We start from the raw sequence: 23,156 nt of genomic DNA, 5'->3' as shown, positions 1-23,156 counted from the left end.
GAGCCTAACCGCACATCCTTGTTGCGACTAGCCCCCGAACATCCAATCAGTTTAATGCGTTCACAGCAAAATTGATTTTTGACTATTGCAAGAACCGACTGTTATATTTTCTATCTCTTCCTTCGAGACAATATTAGTTTCTTGTTGAAATTTTGGTGAAGCCTTGAAAAATCCCTTTCTAAACCCTCCGAAAGTAGGTTCTTCCTGCTTTTCTTTAGCTTCTAAAACAAATGGCTTGGCATCTTTTTTAACAGAAATATTTAAAAAGCCCGCTCTAAAGCCTCCGAAGGATTGTTTAGCCTCTTTTTCATCTCCTAAAACAGATGGCTTCTCATCTTTTTTAACAGAGGTACTTAAAAAGCCTGCTCTAAAGCCTCCGAAGGGTAGCTCAGCCTCTTCTTTATCGCCTAAAGTAGCAGTACTCTTTGTTTCGAGGGGTGATAAATTACGCGGTAGCGTATTAGCTTCATGGTATGCCTTCATGAAACTAATATGTTCCTCAGCTGAAATAAGAGAGTTTTTTTCAAGGATACCCAGGATATCTTCTAATTTAACTTCATCAATGGTTTTCTTAAATTGAGCATGCCAATGCATCACATTCATATCAAAATTATCTTGATGGTATAAATGGTGATCAGAATCTTGACGATGTACAAAACGATAAACGCCGAGTTCGTTTTTTAGTACCATCCTAATCGTATCAACTTCTGCACTTTCACAGCCCATCTCAGAAAATAGCAAAAGGAATAAGAGATCCATCTTAGTATCTTTTTGAGATGGTGCTTTTGACTTGGTGGGTTTGGAATAAACAGTCAAAGTATTATCATACAAACTTAAGTTAATTTTTTCACATAAATGAGTAAACGCCTTAGGCATATAAAACCCCTTAATTATCGCGCAGAATATTGTCTAAATTTTAGGCCTAATAGTTTAAAACATTTACATTAAGGTTTTCTTAAATACCAACCCGCAAGGCCAATTGTTTTGGTTTTTTTAGATGCGTCATTTAACAGGGAAAGGAAGGCAAGGTGTGCTTATAGGAAGAACGAAACTAATCATTTGAAGCTCTAATGCCATCAAGTTTACCATTTTCTTCAATCACTTGATTCACCAAAGTATTACCATAACCTATCCAGGCGCCTTTTTTAATGGTAGTCCCGGGACCAATTACGGTATTCATGCAAATAAAAACATCATCTTCAATAACTACAGGGGCCAGAAAAAGAAGGCTACCCACATCAGAATGACAACTAATGCTGACCTGGCTGGCTAAAGTAACATTTTTACCAATGGTAATAAGAGGGCAATCAACAAAATCCACATCAAAAGAACTCATGATTTGAAATGAAACTTTAGCTCCAATGGCCCGCCAATAAAGGAACCGGGTAATACTAAATGATTGTAATAAAGGAGTAAGCCCTATAATTTTAGCTGCTCTGGCAAGAGCGAAATGGCAAAACCAGGAGATCATTGCCTTATTTAATTCCCGCTTGTAACGTCCAGGTTTAATTTTGGGTAAGCACATTCTGATTAATGCGATAATCACGATAAAGGCGGTGAATAAAACAAACGGAGCCAAAGGCAATACCAACCAGGTTTTCGAATACCCATGGTAAATAAATAAACCGGTTAAACTAAAGGCTGCGACGCTAGGCATTAAACTCAGTACAATTGAAATGAAATCAATAAAAATAAGAGTAGAAATACTCAGTTCATTTTTTTTTGAGGACTCTTTTTTATTTTTTGCTTCAGTCTTCGTGGGTTTTGTCACGATGTTAAGTTCCTTAAACAATAGGGATATGTTGACAATTCATTTTATCCTCAACATTGGTGCATCAATCAATTCAGTATATCCTACGTCCCGCAGCTTGTTCGCGGAATTCATCACCCATCTGAAATAGCTCATCATTCGTGACTTGATCTCACGAACAGATCGCGGGAGCGCATAGTACTCAATAAAAGAATGTTCAACCCACCTAGTAATGTAGTTATTTTTTTGCTTTATATTGATCTGAATACTGCTGTCCCAAGGTTTTTGCCTTAGTCAGATCCTCAGGTTTCATTGTTTTCTCTAATTCATTTAAATTGGCAGTGGCTTTATCAAAACCATGGTTCATCGCGGCATTAAACCAGGCATAAGCCTCTACCGGATTTGCTGTAACTCCAATCCCATCCCTATAATAAACACCTAATTGATTTTGGGCTTTTCCATAACCTTGCTCAGCAGACTTTCGTATCCATAATACGGATTGCTCCAGATTTTTACCCACTCCGTCTCCATAGAAATACATATCTCCTAAATTAAATTGAGCATTCACATTACCTAAATCAGCGCTTTTTTGATACCAGTAAGCTGCTTTTTGAAGATCTGTTTTACCTATTTTCCCAGAGTCATATAGATAACCCAGCTCCAATTGCGCTTTAGCATGCCCTTGTTCTGCTGCCTTTTCAAAATATTGCGATGCCTTGTTAACATCCGCTGGCGTTCCCTGGCCTTGCTCGTACATGAGGCCCAGATTATATTGCGCGCTGGGATTACCTAAATCAGCCCCCTTGGTATACCATTGGATGGCTTGGGCTTCATCCTTTTTAACCCCAATTCCATTGTCATAATTATAACCAATAGCTAAAGCCGCGTTTGAATTTCCTTGATCTGCAGCTTTTTTATACCAAATCATAGCGGTTTCACTATTTTGAGGAACTCCTGTGCCCGTATCATACATATAACCTAAACCATACTCTCCCTCAGGGTTGTTTTGATTTGCGGCTTTTTGATACCAGGAAAAAGCTTTAGAGAAACCTTCTGGAGTATTAAGATACCAATAATAAGCTGCTAAAAGTACTTGTGCATCCACGTTCCCCTTATTGGCTGCAGCTAATAATAACTGTTCTGTTTTATCAGCATTATATGCAACACCCTGAGCGTTATAATACATTTTACCAAGTAAATATTGAGCCTTTGCATCACCTTTGTCGGCTTCAGGTGAAAGCAGTATAAATGCTTTTTCATAATGCTTCTGATTATATGCCTCCTCCCCCTCCTCGGTGGTCGCAAAAACTAAAGGGCTCATTAAGGTAACTAAAGAAAATGATAAAATATAGCGCTTCATGTTCATAATACAATCCTTATATTTAACGAATCATTGTGTTAAAGTATATGCCAAATTTTATGAACTTTGATAGGGAATTATCTTTTCATGAAGGGAAATAGATTAAGTAATAAAAATCCCATGCGCCTCATAAATAAGAACAATTTGTAAGGCGAATGGGTTATGACGTAAAACGGTGAAGAATAAATATCTTCTCGTGCTTTAGCATCCAAATAATAAATGTAAAGGGGAAATTAGGAGCCGAATTGAGTAGTCGCATGATAAATGAATTCTTCTCTTTCGCTCTGAGATAGTGGCTGAAATAAAGCAAAAGATTGTTGCATCTCTTTATATTTATTGGAGGTGTAATCATAAGCAGACATGCCCGCATTATAAGTGGCATTTGCAACCCCTGTAGAGACGACTACCGCGGTGGTATTTGTAGTAACTTTTTTGGCAAAAAAACGAAACATAATCCATTCCTAATTGAACTTTTTTAAATAACCTCTGTTGAGGCATCCAAACAACAGAGGTTATTGTACATTAATTGACTAAAAATGAAAAGTTTTTATGGCCAAACAAGTTTAACCAACTTTTGGACTAGATTGAGTTGAGGCCTCTGTGGTAGCAGTAGGAGCTTCTTCTACGATCTCAACCCGTGGCGAAGATCCACCAAAAAATCCCTGTGGGTTTTTAGCAGTAGAGGGCTGAAAGCGCTCAGGAACAATCTCTTTTAATGGTTCTGGTCCCATAGAATCGCCTATAAAAGATATAATCCCAAAGATCGTCGCAGTAAGAGGAGCTCTAACCAAGAGTTGTTTGCCAGAGTTAATTAGTGCTGTCTTTGCTACTTGTGCGGGATTTTCTTTAAAATCCTTTACTAACCCTTGCACCACTGAGGATGTCGAAGGAACAGATAACTGTCCCTCAGGAGAAACTGTAGATTTAACCAAAGTAAGATCTTTAAGCGCCGTGCAAGGATAGGAAATAACAGCAGCAGTAGCCCCACTTAAAGCACCAGCGTAGAAATGCTTGGCACTGCTATCGGGCAGTTTTTGTGCAATCATATCCTCAACAACACATAAGGCTGAAAAGTTAACCATACCAGAAGTATATCTAGCTCCAAAGCCACCTTTCATTAACTCCACCATATTCAAAGGTGTGTGCCATTTAAAATTCTCAGGAAGAAGTCCCTGTACTTTTTTCAACGTTGAAAGCGATTCGGGAATTTGGGTTACCACAATATCACCGAACGCGGCAGCCATAACATAGCCTATTTTTTGTCTGCTCAACTTTCCTTCTTCCCTAGCCATCTCTTCTGAGATTACTTCAACAGGCTTATGATTTTTTGCATTGGTGACATAAGCAGTTCTTGCTACTGAGCTCGATAAGGAAGCGCTCGTTCCAGCATAGAACGCCCGAAAGAATCCCATAGTCCCGCCAGAGTAGACAGGCATGGCTGTTCCATATTTAGTGAGATTTACAAGAATCGTTTTTGCTGGACTCTGTACTGCTACAATACTGGCACTGGTTACCCCAGCAACAGCAGTAAAATTAGAAAACCCCCACGCCATCTGGTGCATTTCTTCTCGTGAAAAACCAAAGATCCCTCTTTTCGTAGTTGTTTTATCGTCTTTGGATTGCATAATAAGCCCCGTTTTCTATTTTAAGTTTTGGTATTGAGGCTGATTATATATAGTCATTATTAACAAAATATTAACAATTTATTAACGAAATATTAAGAACGAATAAAATGTTCGCATATATTTAATTTAGGCAAAAAAGATTATAAATAACTTTAGCTTCTCTATTCAATTTGTGATTAAATTTCCAAGTTCGTTCACTAGGGGTACCGAAAGGTTGAGAGAGTCCCTTTGAACCTGATCAGGTTAAGGCCTGCGTAGGGAATGTGAAATCATGCCATTATTATTTTTTGATTTTTTATCCTTGCATAGGCTCGCCTTAAGTTTTTATAAAAAGGAGTCTTACATGCAAATGAATGATCGATTACCCCAGTCCACTTCAAAAAAAATCTATATTTCAGGAGCTATTTATCCTGATATCCAAGTACCTATGCGAGAGATTTCTTTAAGTAACTCCAGCTCTTTATGTCTTTATGACACGTCTGGCCCCTATACCGACCCCAAATATTCAGGAGATATTAATCAAGGATTACCCAATGTCAGGTCTCACTGGATTAACTTAAGGCAAGACACTGAAGAATATAATGCCAGAGCATTAACTGCTCAGGACAATGGCTACAAAGATAACAACCAGTCACAAGAACGTGCCCTAACATTACAACGACAACCGAGAAGAGCCAAAAGCGGTTTTAATGTGACTCAATTGCACTACGCTAAAAAAGGAATCATTACTCCTGAAATGGAATTTGCCGCAATCAGAGAAAATCAAAACCGTAAAAATCATCGACTGATTACTCCACAATTTATCTGCAGTGAAATTGCCAAAGGACGAGCCATTATTCCAGCCAATATTAATCATCCTGAACTTGAACCTATGGTCATTGGTCGCAATTTTTTAGTCAAGGTAAATGCTAATATTGGCAACTCGCCTGTATGTTCTTCGATAGAAGATGAAGTAGAGAAACTGATTTACGCCATTCGCTATGGTGCTGATACCGTGATGGACTTGTCCACAGGAAAAAACATCCACACTACCCGCGATTTTATTATCCGTAATTCGCCAGTACCCATTGGCACAGTTCCCCTTTATCAGGCTTTAGAAAAAGTAAATGGTATTGCTGAGGAATTGAGTTGGAGCTTGTTCCGCGATACGTTAATTGAGCAAGCAGAACAGGGTGTTGATTATTTTACGCTTCATGCAGGTGTTTTACTGTCTTATATCCAATTGACTGCCAATCGAGTTACCGGAATTGTGTCTCGAGGGGGATCGATTATGGCTAAATGGTGTATGGCTCATCATCAAGAGAATTTTCTTTATACTCATTTCAAAGAATTATGCGACATCATGCGTACTTACGATATCAGTTTTTCTTTAGGGGATGGCTTAAGACCGGGATGTATTGCTGATGCGAATGATACAGCCCAGTTTGCAGAACTAAAAACTTTAGGTGAATTGACACAATTGGCCTGGCAAGAGGACGTACAAGTCATGATAGAAGGTCCCGGACATGTTCCCATGCATTTATTACAAGAAAACATGGATAAGCAATTGCACTATTGCAATGAAGCGCCTTTTTATACTTTAGGCCCGTTAGTCACTGATATAGCACCAGGCTATGATCATATTACCAGTGCCATTGGCGCCGCCATGATGGGATGGTATGGCGTTGCATTATTATGTTACGTCACTCCTAAAGAACATTTAGGACTTCCCAACAAAGAAGATGTGAAACAAGGGTTAATTGCCTACAAAATAGCGGCTCATGCTGCTGACTTGGCCAAAGGTCATCCTGCTGCTCAAATGCACGACGATATTCTTTCCAAAGCACGCTTTGAATTTCGTTGGGAAGATCAATTTAACTTGGCATTGGATCCTGAAACCGCACGCGCTTATCACGATGAATCTTTGCCACAAGAGAACGCAAAAACAGCCCATTTTTGTTCTATGTGCGGACCTAAATTTTGCTCCATGCAAATAAGCCAGGAAATCAGGGAATTTGCAAAAGATTAAGAAAGACTTTAGAGAGTTATTAGGTGGGTTAACAGCTGGCTCCCACTACCTACGTGCCTCGGCTTGTTCGAGGCACCCAGGAAAATGCCAAACTCCCAACTAGTAACTTACGTGTCATGCTGTGATGGAGTCTTCCACACCAATTACTCTTAATGAGCAAAGCCCTGATGGGGCTCTGCGGTTCTGATGCCTGGTGTTGGCTTTTTGGAGAATTCCCTGCTTGAGGCAAAAAAGATTAACCTTATCTATATTGGTCTATATTGCATGTCTTCCCTCTTTTCATCGAGCAATGATTCACCTTCAAAGCCATGTGGTTCTGCCCAAAAAAGCATCTTTGTATTTGAAATATTTATCTTTTCGCTTTGTGTTGGTGCTTGTTTGTTAACCTCTTTTGCTTTTTTTATGACTGTATCTGCTATATTTTTCAACTCATTTTCATAGATTAGCATTTCATTTTTATCTTTAGGCCAGCTCACCCGATTCATGAGATTTTTTGCTTTCTGGTAATAATGATTCTCGCTCAGTAAAAAACCGTTCATATGCTGAAAAATATCGTCTGGAAGCTTGCTGCATTCTTCTTCCAGGCTTTCTCCATCTTCATTCTTTACTGTCACCTTAGAAATATACGGTGTATGATGGTGAAAATAGCGGTATAGCGGATTTATTTCTGGCATTACAGCTACTCTGGAAAGTTGAGTGTTGCGCATTTGAAAAATAGCGTCCGCCACCTCTTTTGAAATAACTTTGTCTTTTAGTTCATCGCGTAATAAATCAGTAATCCGCTGTATGGAGGCATTATCCTTGCCAGCAATCAAGATCTTCTTCACGTTGGTGCAATCAAAAAATGCTGTATAACCCATAGAGACGATCCCTTCAGGAAGGGTGATGGTTTCCAATCCGCTACAACCGTTAAAGGCCCATTCACCAATAGAGGTCACCCCGTCAGGAATGGTAATGGTTTGCAATCCGCTACAATTGTAAAAGGCCCATTCACCAATAGAGGTCACCCCGTCAGGAATGGTAATCGTTTGCAATCCGCTACAATTGTAAAAGACCCTTTCACCAATAGAGGTGATCCCTTTAGGGAGGGTAATGGTTTGCAATCCGCTACAACCGTCAAAAGCCAATTCACCAATAGAGGTGACCCCGTCAGGAATGGTAATGGTTTGCAATCCGCTACAACTGCTAAAAGCCGATTCACCAATAGAGGTGAGCCCTTTAGGAAGGGTAATGGTTTGCAATCCGCTACAACCGTGAAAAGCAAATTCACCAATAGAGGTGAGCCCTTTAGGAAGAGTAATGGTTTGCAATCCACTACAACAGAGAAAGGCTGATTTACCAATAGAGGTGAGCCCTTTAGGAAGAGTAATGGTTTGCAATCCACTACAACCGTGAAAAGCCGATTCATCAATAGAGGTAACCCCTTCAGGAATGGTAATGGTTTTTAATTTACGATCCCATTCAAAAGCAGATTTACCAATAGAGGTAACCCCAGCCGGGATTTCAAAAGAACCATCCTCTTTAATGTCGCTTGGAGCGACCCACTCTAGAGTTTTACCATCGTCACTCAATCTCATACTATTCTCTCTTATCGTTAAGTTTTAGCAATCTACGTTCTAATGGGCTCCCCCTAAGTTCTGGAGTCTTGAACGAAGCATTCTGCACTTTCAATTGAACTAAGCGGTGTTCCAAACTTAAATCAATTCTCACAAAATAAAATTGACACAATGCGTTCAATTATCAATCATTGTGTGTTAAATGACCTTAGCTGTAAATGGGTATATTTACCCATAATTCTGGAGGGCCGCTTAATCTTTTAGTTTTAATTTTTTATAAGAGATGGTGTATTTTATCTACTAATTGGCTTGCTGTTGGCCATGTTTGGAAAAGAATTTTCAGGGATTTAAAGACACGGACAAGTGCGCTTTTTTGGGTACCAGATAGATATCATTAAAAAAGAAATAGAGAGAGCTTAGATGTTTTATCGCTCACTAATAACTTGCTGCGAAATCAATTTAGGTTTGGTTTGCGCATGACTGTCAGCTAATAAAGTGTCCTTAGGAACCTGTAATAAGACTATGGGCAGGACCTCTCCAGTGTCAACGCTATGAGCATACGTGGGACTGATTTGGATCAATTGCTCATGCATTTGGGGCAGCATAGAATCAGGTATTTCAACCGTATTGTCAGTCACTAAAACAATCATATTTCCTAAACTATTTCTGGCAAAATACCAGTAAGGCTCCATATTAAAGTGCACTGCCTTTAACATCGCCTGCAGTTCCTGGCCTGTAATAGCGCAACTTTCTAATTTTAATAATTGCGTTTTGTAACAAAAAACCAGTTTTGGAGCCTTATTTAGAAATCCGGTACATTCCACTATGTCTTTAAGTCGGTAACGAACAAATCCCATGGCCGTAGTCAAAAAAACCTCATAACGTTTACCGACTTCCAACTCCCAACATTGCAACAGGTTGTCTTTATCAATTGCTTGCCCCTCCTCAATGAATTCAAAAATATGAGCACCAGGATGAAGAATGCCACCCTTTCCGGTATCCAATGGAACGGTAAGCCAACCTTCTGTTGCCGAATAAGTTCCATCGACCAAACTAATATCTGCCCCCATCTGTTTTTGTAATTGCTGAGCAGGATATTCGCAAAGTCCGGAAGTCCAACAGCCAGCTACCTGTAATGAGGGCCATAATTCTTTAAAAGCAGGCTTGGAGTTTTTAGCTAATCCTTGCAAATAGCGTCGACGCTTCCTGGTCATTTTAACTGGCGGAAGCTCAGAAGGTATTGACTGCTCCCCTGTTAAATAAGGCAGATAATGCAAGAATTCATTGGAGCACCGTTCATAAAATGCCTCAATGACCATAGGAGTCACTGCGAATAATGCACTTAAATCAGTGGCTAAAGCATATAAAGGAGCCCATTGAGTATAAACTTCCGTATTGGCGAATACTTCATCGGGCATGGCGTAAAATCGTTTAATAAACGCCGGTAAATTACGATAATTAAAATTGCTAATCCAACCCGAAGGAGTCCCTGCAGGGGTAGTCTTATTAGCATCTACCGCAACCAAATATAAAATTTTCTCTTTAAAAAATCCGGAGAAAAGTTGGGTTAGATTGTAAATATAAGGAGCCATGGTCCGTTGAAACTGAAGCTGAAAAGAAGCAGTAATGGGAAAAAATTTTCTGACTCCTGCCGTACCCGATGTTTCGGACCAAAAAATGATCTTCTCTCCATTAAAAGGCTGAATATGACTGTTTTGCGCCTCCAACAATCCCTGTTCATAATCCTCATAAGTGGTGATGTCAAAATCATCCAGAAGTATCGTATTTTTATCTTGAAGTAAGGGCTGCCAATAAGGAGATTTTTCTAATAAAGGTAAAATTTCATCGGTCCATAGACTTAATTTGGCAAGTTCCGGATAACGGGTATCATCAAGAAATGCCTTGTATTTTCCACGGGTTACTGCAGCGATTAATAACCTCTTCCAATTCATTATGATTAACCCTCTATTTTTGTTGGGATCACCGAAAACAATTTGTTCTGTTGATGAAAAGTGCACAAATGCTCTGCCATAATCTCTTGCATGGCAGCATCTACGGGATGATTTACATGTAATTTATCAAGAATTAATTGGATAGCCAAATTGAGCCACGTGGTGCTTTTTAACTCTTCGCCAAGGGAATCTTGATTATAAAACCAAATGTGCAGGCAACAACTGGCAGCAAAAATCCAGCAGTATCGCTCCGCCAGACGAAACGCAGTAAGACCACGAGGATCGAATAGCTTCCGCTCTTTTAAATGCACCAACTGCTGATCCAATCTCACCATTTCCTCTCGAATAAGCGCCACCAAATGATCGATAGGCTCTGAATTAATCTCAGACAAACCGGCAAGAATATCATCTTCCTCATGAGTAAATAGTCTTAATTGTTCTGCATCAAAATCAGGACAATCCTGGTTCATATTAAAAATTTGCTCCAATTTTTTTAAATCTTGCGATGATTTTGTTCCACGCATGCTCGCTTGCGGTAATAAATTCCCGGCAATAAGAGCCAAATTCACCTGGCTGCTGCCATCAAATAAACCAATTACTTGAATATCTCTCCTGATTTTTTGCAGGGTAGCCCATTCGGTAGTACGTAAATAAGCCCTTGCGCCTATAATGATGGCGCATTGCTCTACTACGTCTTCAGCAATTTTAGGAATGAGAAATTTAATAATCGCAGACCAAAAGCTCATTTTCTCTGGCATCACGGAACAGGCTCGAATGACTGCCAAAGACGTACAATCAGCAATTAACAGTTGCACAAAGAGCTCGCCAAGACGCTGTTTCACGGCAGGAATTTCATAGGCTGTTTTACCGTACAAATGTCTTTTCAAACTAAAAGACAGTGCTAGACGTAAAGCAGTATCAGCTCCTCCTAAAGACAAGCAGGCACAGAGCGTTCGGGAAATTTGAAATACTTTATAGGTAATATCCAACCCCCTTTGTTCTTTACCGATTAACGCTTCTTTAGGCACGTGAAGCTTGTTCAGAATAAACCCGCTTATATCCAACCCCCTTACTCCATGAGTGGGTAGTTTAGGTATAGGTTGATAATGATCGCCAGCCAAAGCCCTATCAATAAAAAACAAGGAAAAACCGAGCAGTCCTCCTTTTTCATGAGTACGGCAAAGAACAGAAGTGGTTTGGCCATGGGTAGCAAAATTAACACACCATTTTCGTCCGGTCAGCTCCCATCCGTCTTCAACAGGAATAGCAACCATTTCATTAGCGGTTAAATCGGTTCCATGTTCTTCTTCTGTTAATGCAAGAGCACCAATCTCACCTTGACGCAAACGCTTGCCTAACTGCTCTTTTTGTTCCACGGTTCCCGCTATCCAGACAGGAAGAGCCGCAAAGAAAGCAAGTCCTATAGCTATAGCCGTAGTAATATCGCGTCGCGCTATTGATTTAGTCAAAAAATGAATATTAACCAGTGAGCTAAGTTTTCCTCCAGCGTGAACAGGGATTAAATAATCCATATAACCCCATTGCTGAATGTATTTTAACTGCGACCAAGGCAATGACTCTTGCTCATCGTCAATTAAACTTTCCTGGAAATTCACCGGAGTATTTTGTTTTGCAGGATTACCCAAATAAGCTTCAAATGACCCGGTAAGTAAAAGTAAATCATCAAGTGAGGGCATTTTTTTCCTTATACTATTGAATGGCTGGCGGGTGGCAAGTGCTCCATTTTTCGATATAAAAACTCTAAATGTTGCGCCAAGCGGTTACGCATTTGCGTGGGCTTAATGATTTCATCAATCAATCCTAAAGAATAGGCTTCAGCTAATGACTCCTCAATCTGCCCTTCAGCAACTTGATCTTGTGGCTTTTGTTTGTCGGAAATTTGTCCGTCATGGGTTTGAACTTTTTTGCTTGTCTCTTTACCCATTACTCCCAGGCTTGCCGTTTCCAAAGCTAAAACCAAATCCCCATGTTGGGATTTGGTTTGCATTAATAAAAAAGCGGCTGCGCCATAGCATTTTCGCACGACGACACTTAATCTTGGCACGCGGGTCTGCATGGCCACACATAATCTCGCCCCATGCTGTAATAATCCTTTTTGCTCCTCCCGTTTCCCTGGCATAAAACCTGGGACGTCAATTAAGGTGAGAATCGGAATAGAGTAAGCATCACAAATGCGGATAAATTTAGATGTTTTCTGAGCGGCATCCGAATCAATTGCCCCGCTAATGCGAATACTTTGATTAGCGACTAAACCAACTGCATAGCCATTGATATGGGCAAAGGCACAAATCATGGCCTGCCCAAACGAGCGTTTATATTGCAAAACTGTAGAATTATCAACAACGGCATTAATCAATTCCAACATGTTAAATGGCAAGCGGGGATTGGCAGGGATGTTTGGCATGGGGTATAGCGGTTCATGCACCGCGTATTTCGGGGGACGTTCGTCGGTATGGGAAGGCAAGAAGCCTAATATGGTTTTAACGTGATGTATTTGTGCGGTTGTACTGTCATCAACAAAATCAGCAATTCCTGTTGTTGTAGCATGAACAGCAGCTCCACCTAATTCACTCATGGTGACTTTTTCACCTATAGCTTGCTGCACCACCATAGGACTGGTAACCATCAGATAACTGCGATGTTTATTAAAAAATAACATGTCCATTAACACAGCGGAATAAGCGGGTGCACCAAGAGTGGGTGCAGTAATTACCGCTAATTGGGGAACTATTCCTGATAAATTGATATTACGACTGATAATTTGGGTGTATTCATCGCCACTTAATAAATCCAGGGAGATTCCAGGAGAAGCTAAAAACGCAATGATTGGAATACGTAAGTCTCTGGCTTTATCCATTAAACGAATAATTTTTATAGCCCCTTCCCGGGTCACATAGCCGCGGTTGACTGAAGGATTGTGTGCGTATACAGCAACAGGTTTTTGGTTCACCTTGGCTAAACCGGTAATCACCTCGGAACCAACAGAATGGTGTTGATTATTCACAATATAATCAGGACTAAAAGGAAGAAAGCTGTGCTCATCGATAAGAGTTTCTATCCACTTCATCGTGGTTTTATCGGTAGGCTGTAAAGACATCACCACTCCCTAAAAACTCATAGATTGAGTAATTAATTAAAATATAGACTATAGTAACATAATAAATTTAAGTCATTTTGTATTAAAATAATAAAAAATACTTGTTCTACTCCCAGAAAGGAGTGTAACTTCGACTGACAATTTCGCTGAATAAATCCAGGTGACTTTATGGAAATTCTACAACCCAATATACGCTTTGAAATTTCTGCAGCCTCCAGAGTACTCCCTGAATCAGAACCGATTACTAATCTGGAAATTTTGCAAAATTTTCCAAGAATGGCAGATAGAACACAAGCGTTTCTTGAAAAATTTGCTGAAAAAATAGGCGAAGACTTCGGATTTCATCAACGCTATTGGTGCCATAAACCTTGGGAATCTTTAGATGCATCCCGTGAATTAACTGCTGAATCTTTAGCAATTCGCTGTGTAAAGAAATTATTGGCAACCTATAAACCCCAAACCATCGATGCCTATCTGTTAGGCTCCACAACAAATAAACGATTTACTGGTTCTCAGGCAGCTGCAGTGCTGGGAGAACTGGGTTTGAATGCACCCGCCTATGATTTAAAAACAGGCTGCTCTACTTCTTTATCCACATTACATCTCGCCTATGCATTAATGGCTTTGGGCTATAAAAATGTCCTTTTAAGCTGTGCAGAAACCCTATCCAAGGTCATCGATCCTGAAAATGAAAAAACCTGGATAGGACTGGCTGATGGCGCCGCCACTTTATTTTTGGAAAAAAGCACCACCGGCTCTTTCACCGTTGAAAAAACTTTTTTTTCCACAGACGGTCAATATGTGGATGCATACACCACCAGAGGTGTGTTTCCTCCCACACAACAACAAATGGAAACCGTAGGCTATCATTTAATCGGTGATGAAACCTTATTAAAAGAATTAGCTTATTCCAGATACACAGAAATGCTCCAACATTTATTACCAAGTGCAGAAGATAAAAAGGCAATAACCTGGGTTATTGCCCATCAAGTAAATCGCAAATTGATAGATCAGGTACTGGATGAGAATCAACTCACCAATAAAACAATAATCTGGGATGCTGATAACATAGGAAACATAGGCGGAGCCTCCATTGTGTATACTTTGGCAAGAGCAGTGGAGGAGCAAATTTTTGATAGACCTGGAAAAATTCTCTTAATGAGCGTGGGCGGTGGCCTGTCTTATGCAGCTCAGGTACTGCACTATCACAAAGCATAAAACTAAATTTAGAGGAGTTTATGATACAAAAAGAAATACAACAATGTTCGTCCTTAGTCGATGTAGTAAGACTCAGGGCGTACCAAACCCCTGAAAAAATTAGTTGTATTTTTCTAAACAGAGATTTAGAAGAACGCATGACTTATGAGACATTGGATCATCATGCAAGAGCAATAGCAGCGACCATTCAAGCCCAGGGAGTCAATCCAGGAGAAAGAGTACTGTTATTATTCTCACCGGGTTTGCCGTTAGTTCAAGCACTCATAGGCTGTTTTTATGCTGGATGCATTGCCGTTCCCATCTACCCGCCCGCTCAGGGAAAACTATTAGATAAAGCGCAGAGAATTATTGAGAACTCTCGGCCTAAATTAGTCTTTATGACGGCGGATCATCTGACTAAATTTGCTGATCAGGAACAAACATTCCCCCCTACTTTTGCTCAAATTCCTTGCGTCGCTATTGATGCAATTGAATTATCAAGCCGTAACGCCTGGCATCCAGTCGCTATTTCTGGAACTGAAATTGCTTTTCTTCAATATACTTCTGGCTCAACCATGCACCCTAAAGGGGTAATGATCGGTCACCATAATTTACTGGATAATCTGCATAAAATTTATACCTCTTTTTCCATGAATGAAGAAACAGTTATATTCAGTTGGCTACCACCGCACCATGATATGGGACTAATCGGGTGCATTTTGACCCCTATCTTTGCTGGGCTTCCTGTCATCATGATGTCCCCTTTTTCATTTTTACAAAATCCCCTTTCCTGGCTAAAAAATATTACTCAATATAAAGTCACTATCAGTGGTAGTCCGAATTTTGCTTATGATTATTGTGTTAAACGAATTAAAGAAGAAAAGAAAGAAGGTTTGGATTTAAGCTCCTGGCTCGTCGCTTTCAATGGTGCGGAACCGATTAGAAAAGAAACTCTGGAGCATTTTTATCAAGCGTTTAAAGACTATGGATTTCGCCAAGAAGCCTTTTATCCCTGTTACGGTTTGGCAGAAGCCACGCTACTTGTTAGCGGCGGAACCCCAGGAACACTTTATCGCACGGTTACTCTGGCTAAAGATGAGTATCAAGATCATCGGGTTCATTTTGCTGAGGAAAAAAGCCCGGACAGCCATAGTCTGGTCAGTAGTGGCAAGATGATTCAAACGATCAAGATTGTTGATCCGGATTCACATACTCTTTGTGATAGCGATCAGGTAGGTGAAATTTGGGTGCGTAGTGAAAGTGTACCCAAGGGATACTGGCAACAAGATAAAGAAACAAAGCATGCTTTTAATGGTAAAATCAAAGGGGATAAAAGTAACCTTTTATATTTAAGAACCGGAGACTTAGGCTTTATCCATGAAGGAGAACTCTATGTTACAGGCCGTATCAAAGATTTAATTATTCTCTACGGGAAAAATCATTATCCTCAAGACATTGAATACAGTGTACTTCATTCACCACTTCATCATCGTCTGGGTAAATGCGCCGCTTTTGTGATGCAAGTGGATCATGAATACAAGCTCACGGTAATGTGCGAAGTAAAAGACAGGTTTATGGACAAGGACACGCAAGAAGAATTATTCAACTCCATTTTTGAGCTTATTTATCAAATTCATCAATTGGAAGTGCATACTATAGTGTTCATTCCCCTGAAAGCAATGCCCCATACCACCAGTGGTAAAATACGCAGAAATTTTTGCCGCAGCCATTTATTAGATAGTACATTACCTGTAGTTGCTATCTGGAAACTGGAAGATAAAAGTAAGGAATAAATGATGCAGTTTCTATCCAATGATGTTCCTGAAAAAATAGCCATAAAACTGGGAGACCTCTCCATTACCTATGCTCTCCTGGAGCAAAAAATTGAGCGCTTCTCTCATCAATTGCAAATGCTGCCCAAAGCCATACTCATCCTTCAGGCAACTCCTGACATCGAATTCATTATTCAATTATTAGCCGCATTAAAAAACAAGATCCCCGTGGCTCTTTTTGCCAATCAGTGGTCTGAGGAAGAAAAACAAACCAGAATCGCCATTTTGGGTCATGCCATGACCGTTAATGCTCAGGGGGAATTGTTAGAGCACTATGAAAATAATGAGCTTAAACATCATCCCCAGTTAGCGTTGGTCCTCTTCACATCAGGAACCACTGGCCAAATAAAAGCCGTTCAATTGTCTGAAAAAAATATTAAAGCAAATTGCCTGGCAGTGATTAAGGCCTTAGACTTTTCCAAAGTTCAAGAGCAATTATTATTTTTGCCTCTTTCCTACTCGTTTGGCCTTCTCGGACAACTATTACCGGGATTAATGACCGGGCTAACGACCCACTTGATTACCCAGTTTACTGATATTAAAACTCTGTTGGAAACAAATCAGGTTCCGCAAATGTGGAGCGGAGTACCCTCTCATTGGGTAGCAATCAATAAAATGGCAAGCCTCTATCCTGACAGCGCCGCCAAAATCAAAGCCATTATTTCTGCTGGCGCGCCGCTATCTACTTCTTTACGTGCTGATTTAAAACATACTTTTCCCAATGCAATTATTTATAATAACTATGGTTTAACCGAGGCCGCCCCCAGAGTACTTACCTATTCAAGTGACGATCCTCTTTTTATGGAACAGTATGCCGGATATCCAGTCGGAGATTGGCAGATAAAGCTATCAGAAGATCAAGAACTATTAATCCATGGCAGTCAAACGATGTTGGGTTATCTTGGCGAAGAAGAAAATTCAAAGGTGCAAAATGGCTGGTTATACACTGGTGATATAGCGGAGATATTACCCTCAGGGTTGGTTGCCATTAAAGGACGCCGTGATAATTTGATCAATATAGGTGGGGAAAAAGTAAATCTTACTGAAATAGAACAAAAACTGTGTCTTCTCGATGAGATTAAGGAAATTGTTCTTTTGCCTTTAGAAGATGCACTTTATGGCGTTCGTTTATTAGCCTGTCTTGAAAAGAATATGCTCGCGGTTTCTGTGACTGAACAACAATTACTGGAGAGAATACAACGTCACCTATTACCTAGAAAACTACCCATTTCAGTTCGTTTTCTTGAAAAAATACCTCGTAATCAACATGGCAAACCGGATAGGAAAACACTGCTTTTAACTATTCGCAGCGATGACCATAAGGAAAAAAAATGACATTAACTCAAAGAATTCGCAATGCTATAGAGCGTGTGGGACTCATTAACTTGCCTCAAGACAAGCATGTGACCCTCGAACAAGGAGGACTGGATAGCCTGATGCTGGCGCTGTTAATTATAGAGCTGGAACGAGAGTTCAAAATTAAAATCCCTGTAATGCCCTTAGTTAAAGAACATTATGAATCTATTGATACCATAGAAAAACACTTGACTGAATTGGGGGCAAAATGAATCTATTAATTACCGGTGGCTCATCCGACATTGCCCAGGCAATAGCCAAAAGACGTATTCACGCAGGCGATCAAATCATCATTACCTGCTCCAGTGAACAAAGTCTCCAGCAGACTCTGGAACACTACCAACAACAAAAGATGGCAGTAACCGGTTTTGTCTATAATTTCTCTGAGCCCGAAGCCTGTGAAGAGAATTTGGCAAAAATAATGCAAGAACCGATAGACGGTTTAATTCTCAATGCATTCACTCGAGTGACTCAACTGCGTAAATTGCACGCCCTGCCCTATAATGCAGTGCGTACCTACATTGATAATAATCTTCACGGCAATATTTGGCTGATTCATCGCTTACTACCAGGCATGTTGGCTAATAAATTTGGTAGATTGATATTAATTTCAAGCCTGTCATCCATCACCGGAACCAGCCGATATAGTGCCTATTGCACGGCTAAGGCAGCGTTGGAAGGCTTATTTTTCAATTTGGCCGTAGATTATAGTGCCAACAATATTTTATCCAATATTCTTCGCGTCGGTTTGATCAAAACCTCCAGAACAGAACAGTTCTGGACAAAACCACTCTATCAAGAAAAAATGGCACAAATTATCCCTCAAGGCGCTATGGGAGAACCAGAGCAAGTTGCTGAAACAACAGATCCCCTTCTTTCTAAAAGTTCATTTATGACCGGCTCAGTGGTAACAGTCAGTGGAGGTTTACCTTTGATGCGTTCAGAAGGATTATTATCGTGAATTTATTACGTGCAGAAAAACCCATTTATCTTAAAGGTCCCTTCATCGCTCTTCCTGAAAAAATTATGAGTAATCAGGACGTACTGGATTGGATGAATAGCTCGCAAAATCCTGCAGTGATTGGTTTTTCAACAGGTATTAAGAACAGGCGTTGGGTTAATGAAGATCAAGCATGTAGTGATCTTGCTGTTCTTGCCGCCGAAAATTTATTTGCTGAAAAATCCCGGGAAAAAAATAAAATAACTCAAATTATTCTCGCGACGATTTCTGGAGATTATATCTCGCCACCGACCAGTCCTTTAATCCAATATCGTCTTGGACTGCAAAATGCTGGCGCTTTTGATATAGGCGCGGCCTGCGCAGGATTTGTAGTCGGCTTACATACCAGTGCTGCAATTGCCCAAGCAAGTTTAGGTTCGGTATTACTCATAGCCAGTGAAATTCGTTCTAAATTTTTAAATAAAAACAATTTTACCACCAGTGTGTTATTTGGCGATGGCGCAGCAGCCTGCATTGTATCTCAAGATCCGGAACAAGCAGAGTTTCGTTTTATCGCCTCTTCCTTGTTTGCCGATGGAGAGGTCAGTGATGCGGTTTCTACTCCGGCAGGTGGTTCCCGCCTCCCTGCCGCACATTGCACTAACCCCGAACAATTTTACATCACTATTAAAGAAAGCACCGCGTTATTTGTTAAAGCAGTGCATGGCATGGTAGACACAGCCCTGGATTTCTTAAAAGAATTAAATATGTCTCCTGCCGATATTCAATGGCTTGTGCCCCATCAAGGCAATAAAAATTTAGTATTATCCGTAGCAAAACAATTAGGTTTTTCTGATGAGCAAGTAGTCAAAACAGTGGAAGAAACAGGTAACACTTCGGGTTCCAGTGTTGGCATTGCTCTAGATAATCTAAGACAACACGCCAAACTAAAGCCTAAAGACAAAGTCCTTCTAGTTGCAGCAGGAGGTGGAGGTATCGCCGCCTGTGCTTTATTAGAGGTTATCTAAATAAATAGTGTGGGTTGGCGCTGTGCTTAGGCGAAGCCCAACAATAAATTAGAATCGTGGCATTATCTTGGCGTGTAGTAGAGATAGCTTTGCTGTTGGGCTTCGCGATGCTTCAGAGCCAACCTACATCTTTTCTGCCCTGAATGCAGAATGGGGTGTAGGTTGGTGCTGAGCTTAGGCGAAGCCCAACAATAAATTAGAATCATGGCATTATCTTGGCGTGTAGTAGAGGATAGCTTTGCTGTTGGGCTTCGCGATGCTTCAGCGCCAACCTACATCTTTTCTGCCCTGAATGCAGAATGGGGTGTAGGTTGGTGCTGAGCTTAGGCGAAGCCCAACAACAAATTAGAATCGTGGCATTATCTTGGCGTGTAGTAGAGGATAGCTTTGCTGTTGGGCTTCGCGGTGCTTCAGCGCCAACCTACATCTTTTCTGCCCTGAGTGCAGAATGGAGTGTAGGTTGGTGCTGAGCTTAGGCGAAGCCCAACAACAAATTAGAATCGTGGCATTATCTTGGCGTGTAGTAGATGATAGCTTTGCTGTTGGGCTTCGCGATGCTTCAGAGCCAACCTACATCTTTTCTGCCCTGCCTGGCCTACTGACTTAGGCCTGGGTAAAATCATACAAATCTTTATAAGTATGAAAATTCATTGCATCCTCTTCAGTCACCGGCAAATTATATTCTTCACTGAGAATGGCTAATAATTCTACAATCTTTAGAGAGTCCAGATGCAAATCTTCAATAAGTGCCGTGTCACCCTGGATTTCATCTATTTTTGAGCCAGATAATTTGCAAACGATATCTTTTAATTCACTATCTGTTATTTTCATCAATTCCTCTCTCTTCTCTAAAAACCAGATAATACCATGCAGCCAAGGAACTTAAACCTAAAATAAGTAATATTATAGCTAACGAATACTGTCCGTGGTCTTTACACAAGGCAATAATACCACTAGCAAATGCTGCGCTTAAATCTTGCATACTGGCGTATAAAGCACCTACAGTGCCCGCTATTTGGGGGAAAGGATGAAAAGCTCCGGCGAATGCATTGATAAAAGTAAAACCAGCGCCCACACTAAACAAAGCCATAGGAATCATAATATACAGAATTTGTTTTACTCCACATAGAGCCGCAATGAGCATACTGAAACCGCCCACGATCATAAACAATACGCCAATAAATACCATATAAGAAACGCCTTTATGCATGACTAATTGGCTATTAAGAGCCCCACTAAAACAAATAGCCCCTGCAATAAAAAAGGTTAATTGCCCAAACTCCAGCGGTGTTAAGCCTAAAATATCTTGAAATAAAAAAGGAGCAATAGTGAGATAAGAAACTAAACCCGCACAAGCAAAACAAGCACAGAGGGTGTAACCTAAAAAAATCTTGCTGCGTAATAAACTCAAATAATTGCGGCCCATTACCCTCATTTTAATTGCATCAGGATTAAGGTTTTTATTCGTTTCCGGAAGAATAGCAAACGCTAAAAGCCAAACAATGATGCCAAAGATAAGTAAAAATAAAAAATTGGCACGCCACCCCAGCTGTTCTTGAATATATCCACCCAAGGTAGGTGAAGCAGCCATTATAAAAATACTGATGATGCCTACATAGGAACCAATTTTAGCCAACACTCTATCTGTAAATAAATCACGAACCAGGGAGCGCCCTACAGAATTACAACAACCAATACCAAAACCTTGTAAAAATCGCCCTAGAATCAACACACTCACCGAGGGGGCCAGGAAACAACACAGAGTGCCAAACACACTTAATCCCACGCCAAACATTAGTGGTGGTTTTCGACCAATCTTATCGGATAATGGCCCGTAAAAAACATGAGAAATACTCAAGCCCAACATAAAAATCGAAAGTGTTAATTGAATGGATGCAGGATTACTATGAAAGATTTTCGTGATCGCAGGCAGCGAAGGAACATATTGATCTGTAGTCATTTGCATCAAAGTCATGAGCAGTAAAATAACAAAAACTACAAGAGGCTGGACTACTTGATTGTTTTGCTGAACATCTTTTTGCTGGTGCATCACCTATCCTTAAATTGAGTTTAAAAATCAATCGCTACATTTACAAATCATCTGTTATTGTATAAAAATCAGTATAAAAACTTTCATTAAAATTTATTAAAAGGATGTTATGAGCATTAATTTTATCGTTTTAGCTGCTCCAGTTTTCCTTATTCTAATCGTACTCGAATATTTTATATCTCGATACAAAAGAGCCTCTTTATATTACTTTAATGATTCAATAAATAATTTTTGCAGTGGTATTCTTGAACAAATCGGCGCTCTTCCAATAAGAGGACTCCTTATTTATAGCTATTACTATTTGTATGAACATCATGCCTTTTTCCACTTCAGCCCATTTTCCATCATTTCCTGGATTCTGCTCTGGCTTGCTGTGGATTTTTGTTATTATTGGTTTCATCGTTCCAGTCATAGAGTTAATTTCTTTTGGATCGGTCACTCAGTTCATCATCAAAGTGAGCTCTATAATCTGTCAGTAGCTTTGCGTCAGGGATATTTACAAACGCTAACCTCATGGATATTTTATTTACCCTTGGCCCTGATTGGTTTTCCAACCACAATGTTTGTCACTATGGCTTCTTTAAACAGCATTTATCAATTCTGGATCCATACCCAAACCATTAAGAAAATGGGTTGGTTTGAACACGTATTTAACACCCCCTCTCATCATCGAGTGCATCATGGTAAAAATCCGCAGTATATTGATAAAAATTATGCGGGAAGCTTGATTATTTGGGATAAGTTATTTGGTACTTTTGAAGCAGAAAATACTCCTGTTGAATATGGAGTAACAGAGCCTCTGGATTCATGGAATCCCTTCTACGCCAATATTAAAGTGATTAAAGATCTTTTCTATTATGGCAGGCATCTAAAAAATAAATTAAATCTGCTTCGTGCGTTCTTTATGCCGCCAGAATGGATTGTTCATCAATTAAAAAAAGAAGGTGCTATTTTTGCAAAACAACAGGTTTGTAAAAAAAATAGTGATTCCCCCAAATTATATATGCTTTTAAATCTGGCCCTGATTATTGTTTTATATGTCTACGTATCTTTTACTTTTAATAATCATTCACTGAGCTCCTGGATGACAGGATCATTAATTCTGCTTACTATCTATGGTCTTGGAAGGGTTGCCAATGGCAATCTAAACATACGGCTGATTGAAATAATACGAACTACTGTAGTGATAACCAGCTTGGAGTTATTAGCGAATAACCCGCTATTAGCCCTAAGTGCTGGCTTGTTATTTTTTGCAAGTAATTACTTGCTTTTCAATATTGGTTCATCAAGGACTTCGCCTTCTTTAGCGATGTAAAAAAGAAGAGGTTTTTCAGGGCAGAGACCTTGATTTCGCTGTGCTGCATCAAGGCTACATGGCTTACTT

21 protein-coding genes and 1 riboswitch are annotated in these 23,156 nt (G+C 40.0%); of the genes, 10 read left to right on the top strand and 11 right to left on the bottom strand.

Annotated elements, in window-relative coordinates; genetic code table 11:
• Positions 1-60 precede the first annotated feature (60 nt).
• The 5 genes from LOX96_RS11500 to LOX96_RS11480 form a co-directional block, all read right to left on the bottom strand.
• Positions 61-876 carry a hypothetical protein gene (locus tag LOX96_RS11500; protein WP_348645842.1) on the bottom strand — a complete coding sequence of 272 codons (816 nt, stop codon included), beginning with the start codon at positions 874-876 and terminating at the stop codon, positions 61-63.
• A gap of 175 nt (positions 877-1,051) precedes the next feature.
• Positions 1,052-1,771, bottom strand: a complete 720-nt coding sequence (locus LOX96_RS11495) for a hypothetical protein (protein ID WP_250421935.1) — start codon at positions 1,769-1,771, stop codon at positions 1,052-1,054.
• A 217-nt stretch (positions 1,772-1,988) separates the two neighbouring features.
• Entirely contained in the window at positions 1,989-3,116 is a 1,128-nt protein-coding gene (locus LOX96_RS11490) for an SEL1-like repeat protein (protein ID WP_250421934.1), read from the bottom strand.
• A 227-nt stretch (positions 3,117-3,343) separates the two neighbouring features.
• Positions 3,344-3,562, bottom strand: a complete 219-nt coding sequence (locus LOX96_RS11485) for a hypothetical protein (protein ID WP_250421933.1) — start codon at positions 3,560-3,562, stop codon at positions 3,344-3,346.
• Positions 3,563-3,673: 111 nt separating this feature from the next.
• Entirely contained in the window at positions 3,674-4,735 is a 1,062-nt protein-coding gene (locus LOX96_RS11480) for a hypothetical protein (protein WP_250421932.1), read from the bottom strand.
• 189 nt (positions 4,736-4,924) lie between these two features.
• Positions 4,925-5,014: riboswitch (TPP riboswitch) on the top strand.
• Between the two features lie 64 nt (positions 5,015-5,078).
• Here LOX96_RS11480 and thiC point away from each other — a divergent pair.
• Complete coding sequence (gene thiC, locus LOX96_RS11475; RefSeq protein WP_250421931.1) at positions 5,079-6,743, top strand: phosphomethylpyrimidine synthase ThiC; 1,665 nt, start codon at positions 5,079-5,081, stop codon at positions 6,741-6,743.
• A 245-nt stretch (positions 6,744-6,988) separates the two neighbouring features.
• Here the strand turns inward: thiC and LOX96_RS11470 are convergent, their stop codons facing one another.
• The 4 genes from LOX96_RS11470 to LOX96_RS11455 form a co-directional block, all read right to left on the bottom strand.
• Entirely contained in the window at positions 6,989-8,320 is a 1,332-nt protein-coding gene (locus LOX96_RS11470) for a leucine-rich repeat domain-containing protein (protein ID WP_250421930.1), read from the bottom strand.
• 404 nt (positions 8,321-8,724) lie between these two features.
• The gene (locus LOX96_RS11465) at positions 8,725-10,251 is read right to left on the bottom strand and encodes a GH3 family acyl-acid amido synthetase (RefSeq protein WP_250421929.1); all 1,527 of its coding nucleotides are present in this window, start codon (positions 10,249-10,251) and stop codon (positions 8,725-8,727) included.
• 5 nt (positions 10,252-10,256) lie between these two features.
• Positions 10,257-11,948, bottom strand: a complete 1,692-nt coding sequence (locus tag LOX96_RS11460) for an acyl-CoA dehydrogenase family protein (RefSeq protein ID WP_250421928.1) — start codon at positions 11,946-11,948, stop codon at positions 10,257-10,259.
• A gap of 8 nt (positions 11,949-11,956) precedes the next feature.
• A complete protein-coding gene (locus LOX96_RS11455) occupies positions 11,957-13,369 on the bottom strand; it encodes an acyl-CoA carboxylase subunit beta (RefSeq protein WP_250421927.1) in 1,413 nt (470 codons plus the stop codon).
• A gap of 168 nt (positions 13,370-13,537) precedes the next feature.
• Here LOX96_RS11455 and LOX96_RS11450 point away from each other — a divergent pair, with 168 nt between their 5' ends.
• The 8 genes from LOX96_RS11450 to LOX96_RS11415 all read left to right on the top strand — a co-directional run bounded on the left by LOX96_RS11450 (position 13,538) and on the right by LOX96_RS11415 (position 20,329).
• Positions 13,538-14,587 carry a 3-oxoacyl-ACP synthase III family protein gene (locus tag LOX96_RS11450; RefSeq protein WP_250421926.1) on the top strand — a complete coding sequence of 350 codons (1,050 nt, stop codon included), beginning with the start codon at positions 13,538-13,540 and terminating at the stop codon, positions 14,585-14,587.
• A gap of 23 nt (positions 14,588-14,610) precedes the next feature.
• Positions 14,611-16,359 carry a fatty acyl-AMP ligase gene (locus LOX96_RS11445; protein WP_250421980.1) on the top strand — a complete coding sequence of 583 codons (1,749 nt, stop codon included), beginning with the start codon at positions 14,611-14,613 and terminating at the stop codon, positions 16,357-16,359.
• 3 nt (positions 16,360-16,362) lie between these two features.
• Entirely contained in the window at positions 16,363-17,733 is a 1,371-nt protein-coding gene (locus tag LOX96_RS11440) for a class I adenylate-forming enzyme family protein (protein WP_250421978.1), read from the top strand.
• On the top strand, positions 17,730-17,966 hold the full coding sequence (locus LOX96_RS11435) for an acyl carrier protein (protein ID WP_250421925.1): 237 nt from the start codon (positions 17,730-17,732) through the stop codon (positions 17,964-17,966). The genes LOX96_RS11440 and LOX96_RS11435 overlap by 4 nt, the downstream gene beginning before the upstream one ends.
• Positions 17,963-18,715: an SDR family NAD(P)-dependent oxidoreductase gene (locus LOX96_RS11430; RefSeq protein WP_250421924.1), complete on the top strand. Its 753-nt coding sequence runs from the start codon at positions 17,963-17,965 to the stop codon at positions 18,713-18,715. Before LOX96_RS11435 ends, LOX96_RS11430 begins: the two co-directional genes overlap by 4 nt.
• The gene (locus LOX96_RS11425) at positions 18,712-19,722 is read left to right on the top strand and encodes a 3-oxoacyl-ACP synthase III family protein (protein WP_250421923.1); all 1,011 of its coding nucleotides are present in this window, start codon (positions 18,712-18,714) and stop codon (positions 19,720-19,722) included. Before LOX96_RS11430 ends, LOX96_RS11425 begins: the two co-directional genes overlap by 4 nt.
• 314 nt (positions 19,723-20,036) lie before the next feature.
• The gene (locus LOX96_RS11420) at positions 20,037-20,192 is read left to right on the top strand and encodes a hypothetical protein (RefSeq protein WP_250421922.1); all 156 of its coding nucleotides are present in this window, start codon (positions 20,037-20,039) and stop codon (positions 20,190-20,192) included.
• Positions 20,186-20,329, top strand: coding sequence for a hypothetical protein (locus tag LOX96_RS11415; RefSeq protein ID WP_250421921.1), 144 nt, complete (start codon positions 20,186-20,188; stop codon positions 20,327-20,329). Before LOX96_RS11420 ends, LOX96_RS11415 begins: the two co-directional genes overlap by 7 nt.
• Here the strand turns inward: LOX96_RS11415 and LOX96_RS11410 are convergent.
• Both LOX96_RS11410 and LOX96_RS11405 read right to left on the bottom strand, forming a co-directional pair.
• Complete coding sequence (locus tag LOX96_RS11410) at positions 20,326-20,553, bottom strand: acyl carrier protein (protein WP_250421920.1); 228 nt, start codon at positions 20,551-20,553, stop codon at positions 20,326-20,328. The two genes, LOX96_RS11415 and LOX96_RS11410, sit on opposite strands and share 4 nt — an antisense overlap.
• Complete coding sequence (locus LOX96_RS11405; RefSeq protein ID WP_250421918.1) at positions 20,537-21,772, bottom strand: multidrug effflux MFS transporter; 1,236 nt, start codon at positions 21,770-21,772, stop codon at positions 20,537-20,539. The genes LOX96_RS11410 and LOX96_RS11405 overlap by 17 nt, the downstream gene beginning before the upstream one ends.
• A 109-nt stretch (positions 21,773-21,881) precedes the next feature.
• Here LOX96_RS11405 and LOX96_RS11400 point away from each other — a divergent pair, with 109 nt between their 5' ends.
• Positions 21,882-23,087 (top strand): sterol desaturase family protein, encoded by a 1,206-nt coding sequence (locus LOX96_RS11400; protein WP_250421917.1) that lies wholly within the window; start codon positions 21,882-21,884, stop codon positions 23,085-23,087.
• Positions 23,088-23,156: the final 69 nt, after the last annotated feature.

The sequence above is a fragment of the Legionella maioricensis genome (assembly GCF_023618015.1).
In the GTDB taxonomy this organism is placed as follows: Bacteria; Pseudomonadota; Gammaproteobacteria; order Legionellales; family Legionellaceae; genus Legionella; species Legionella maioricensis.
Note: the sequence above shows the minus strand (reverse complement) of the source record. Positions and strands in the feature narration are given on the sequence as shown.